General features: G+C 52.2%; 3 protein-coding genes. All 3 read left to right on the top strand.

The window, feature by feature from the left end; all coding sequences use genetic code 11:
- Positions 1-855: PD-(D/E)XK nuclease family protein (locus HWQ67_RS15345; protein ID WP_218253562.1), on the top strand; the 855-nt coding region annotated here is incomplete at its 5' end.
- An 11-nt stretch (positions 856-866) separates the two neighbouring features.
- On the top strand, positions 867-1169 hold the full coding sequence (locus tag HWQ67_RS15340; RefSeq protein ID WP_218253561.1) for a hypothetical protein: 303 nt from the start codon (positions 867-869) through the stop codon (positions 1167-1169).
- Positions 1170-1582: 413 nt separating this feature from the next.
- The gene (locus HWQ67_RS15335) at positions 1583-2344 is read left to right on the top strand and encodes a hypothetical protein (protein WP_218253560.1); all 762 of its coding nucleotides are present in this window, start codon (positions 1583-1585) and stop codon (positions 2342-2344) included.
- The last annotated feature ends 706 nt before the right edge of the window (positions 2345-3050 follow it).

Genomic DNA, 3050 nt, shown 5'->3' with positions numbered 1-3050 from the left:
GGTCCTGGCCGACCTAAACCCAAGCCTTATCAGAAGTCCGAACACCATGCGGTGTTAGGGGTGGTCATTCAATCGGTGGTGGAGCGATTCTATAACGATGAGCTGTGGAGTCTGCTCCGGGGTAAACAATTGGTGGATCGTTTGTTGGACCTAGCTCAAGAGGCGATGAAGGTTGAGCTGGCAAAACGTTACATTGATTGGAGATTGGCCCCCCCTAGGGTCGAGCTTGAGAAGGTCATCAAGGATGGTGTGTTGGGGTATTTGCGGACGTTGCAAGCCCATCATTTGCTTGGGCCTTACGCTCGGGCGGAAGTGGATTTACTTGGGTATGTCAACAAATACACTCCTGTTGGAGGACGGGCAGACGTGGTGATTCGCCGGGAATCCGATCCGGGGAAAGGTGTTACGATACTGGACGGTAAGAACGGTAAGCGTTATCGAGATGGTCGCAAGGGGGTAGGGGTGCATACGGATCCTGACCAGCTTCGGTGGTATGCCCTCTGTTTTTACTTGGTCTATCAGGCTATCCCTGACCGTCTTGGGTTTGTATACTACCGCTACCCGTTTGGGGCTCCCGTGCTAGATGCGGAAGGGAAAGAGACAGGGGGGATTGAGCAGGGGGTAGAGTGGGTGAATTGCACCAAGGATGATCTCAAGGGTCTCGGGCAAAGAGCCGTGGATACCGTGAAACTCATTGAAAAGCAACAGTTTGAGGCGAAGCCTGTCCCTAAGACTTGTAAGTTCTGCGATTACGAGTCGGTATGCCCAGAAAGGCAGGCACAGAGGGTTTCTAATCGGCGCTCTCCTTCTGGGGGGTTGCCTGAGTCTACCGGTCTAGAGGTCATTGATTTGTAGTCGTACTTTGGTTGGCAAAACGGGTAGAACAGGACGTGGCTGATTTCGATTCACGTCAACGCCTGACGGATGCTGTAAAGCGTCGGGATGAACTGATACGTAACGTAGAGCGGGTTCAGGGTCGTCTTGATGTAGCCCGACAAGAGTTAGCCAGTGTCGAGGCCGAGTGTCGTCAGAAGAAGGTGGACCCTGATAAGATCGGAGAGGTCATTCGAAAGCTTCAGGAGAGGTATGAAACTTCCGTAGCCGGTCTGGAGGACCGTATTCGTCAGGGAGAAACTGCCCTGGCGCCATTTTTGAGGGAGTCCACATGAACATCACAGTCGCCAAATCTGATTTGCAAGACGCACTTTCTCTTGTGTCCTCTAGTTTAGGGACCGGAAATGATGATGACCTGAAGACGCATTTCTTGTTTCGGATTCGTGCTAAGGACGGGGGGGTGTTTGGGGTAGAAGTCTTGACCAGTTGTGATTCTCTTTTCTCATCGGCCCCTGTGACGGGAGCCTGTGTGGAGGGTGGGACGGAGGGGGACGCTTTTACCATTGAGGGGTGGAGGTTGAAGCAGCTTTTGAGCTACACACCTGATGGTACTGCTCTTGTTATTGATACTGATAAGGTGGACTCAGAGGTACGGACCCCTTCTTGGTCACAGGGGTTTCAGTCTCTAGATGGATCTAATTTCCCCTACTGGGATCAGACTCTCAAGGAGGCTCAGGAGACGGCTACAATGTCTGCCGAGCGGATAGTTCAGGCATTGGACTTTTCCCGGCAGTTTGCCAGCACCCAGGAAAGTCGTGACCGAAAGATATGTGTATGTGAGGTGTTAGATGGTGTTTTCTATTCTACGGATCGTGTCACTGCTGCTGCGGTGACGGTACGTGGACTGGAAGCATCGAAGATGCGTATCCATATCAAGGATGCCTCCGGGGTCATTTCCTTTTTAGGGACATGTGGTCAAGACAACGTGACCGTTCTGGAACACCGTAGGGCGGTGTTGTTCCGAAGGGGGGATGGGGCTTTGTTTGGGGCTTCTCGGTTTGAAGATGCTTTCCGGCCATTTGGTCGTCCCGGGGATGACCAGAATGTGTGGAAGTTTTCGGTTGGGGACATGCGGACGGTTATTGGGGTATTGCGTTCGGGGGCAGCCAAGGAGGATAAGAGGTTGTTGCTGGAGCGGGAAGCTGATGGCCCACTTCGTATGGGGATGTGGACGAAGAGGGGGAAGCAGACCATTATTCCGATTCCTTGTACGGGGGAAACGATTCAGGCGGAGGCACCACCACTTCCGAAGGGGTTTATGGTGAATTGTGAGTCCCTGGACAAGATCTTGGCCTTGGCAAAGGTTGACAATGTTGAGGTGGGGGTCAACGTCAGGAACAACTCAGGGTATCTGCGGTTTGTTTCCCGTCGATTCGGGGATGAGGCGAAGTCTGATTCACAAGACGAGTATTTGGTCGTCTTAGCATGGTTGCGTGAGTTGGGGGCATGATAGTCCATGCTCCCTCTCGGGGCTGCCACGAACCTGCGGGCTCAGGTTGAACGAGCCAAAGGTCAACGGGATGCCGTAGTTGCGAGTCTTCGGACAGTAGAAACTGACATCAAACGTCTGGACACCGAGTTAGGGTTAACGGACCTCGTGGCGACGTTATTACGAGGGCTCATAGACCGAGAGGTTACCCTCAGTGTACAGGCGATTGAACGGCTACAAACTGAGGGACTTCAGGCGGTGTTCCCCGACCAACATCTTGCTGTAAAGTCAGTTGTAGATGTGCAGCGGGGAAAGGTTTCAGTAGACCTTGTGACGGTTCAGACTCGTGGGGATGGGGTAGTTATTGAGGGTGGGGGCAACGATTCATTTGGGGGTGCGGTAACTACTCTCCAGTCGGTATTGCTCCGTATTCTCATCATACTCCGGAGAGGGCTTCGTCCAGTGTTGATCTTGGACGAAACTCTTCCTGCTCTTGATGGAAACTATGTGGTTAATGTGGGAAAGTTCTTGAGGTTAATCAGTAAACAGCTTGGGATAGACATCTTACTTGTCACTCATAATCCGGTTCTCGTTGAAGCGGCGGACAGGGCATACCGAATTGTTAGGCGAGATGGGGTTGCTCGATTTGAGGAAACTCGGTAATGGCAAAGTCCCCACTTGATATTTTTGACTTCTTCCTTATGTATGCTCTTGATGAAGAAGAGCC

This window comes from Candidatus Magnetobacterium casense, from assembly GCF_019173545.1.
GTDB lineage: Bacteria > Nitrospirota > Thermodesulfovibrionia > Thermodesulfovibrionales > Magnetobacteriaceae > Magnetobacterium > Magnetobacterium cryptolimnobacter.
The sequence above is the reverse complement of the archived record's forward strand: the minus strand, read 5'-3'. Positions and strand labels throughout refer to the sequence as shown.

Coding starts and splice junctions, on each gene's coding strand:
- HWQ67_RS15335 (WP_218253560.1), top strand. CDS start 1,583: ATGTCTGCCGAGCGGATAGTTCAGGCATTGGACTTTTCCCGGCAGTTT.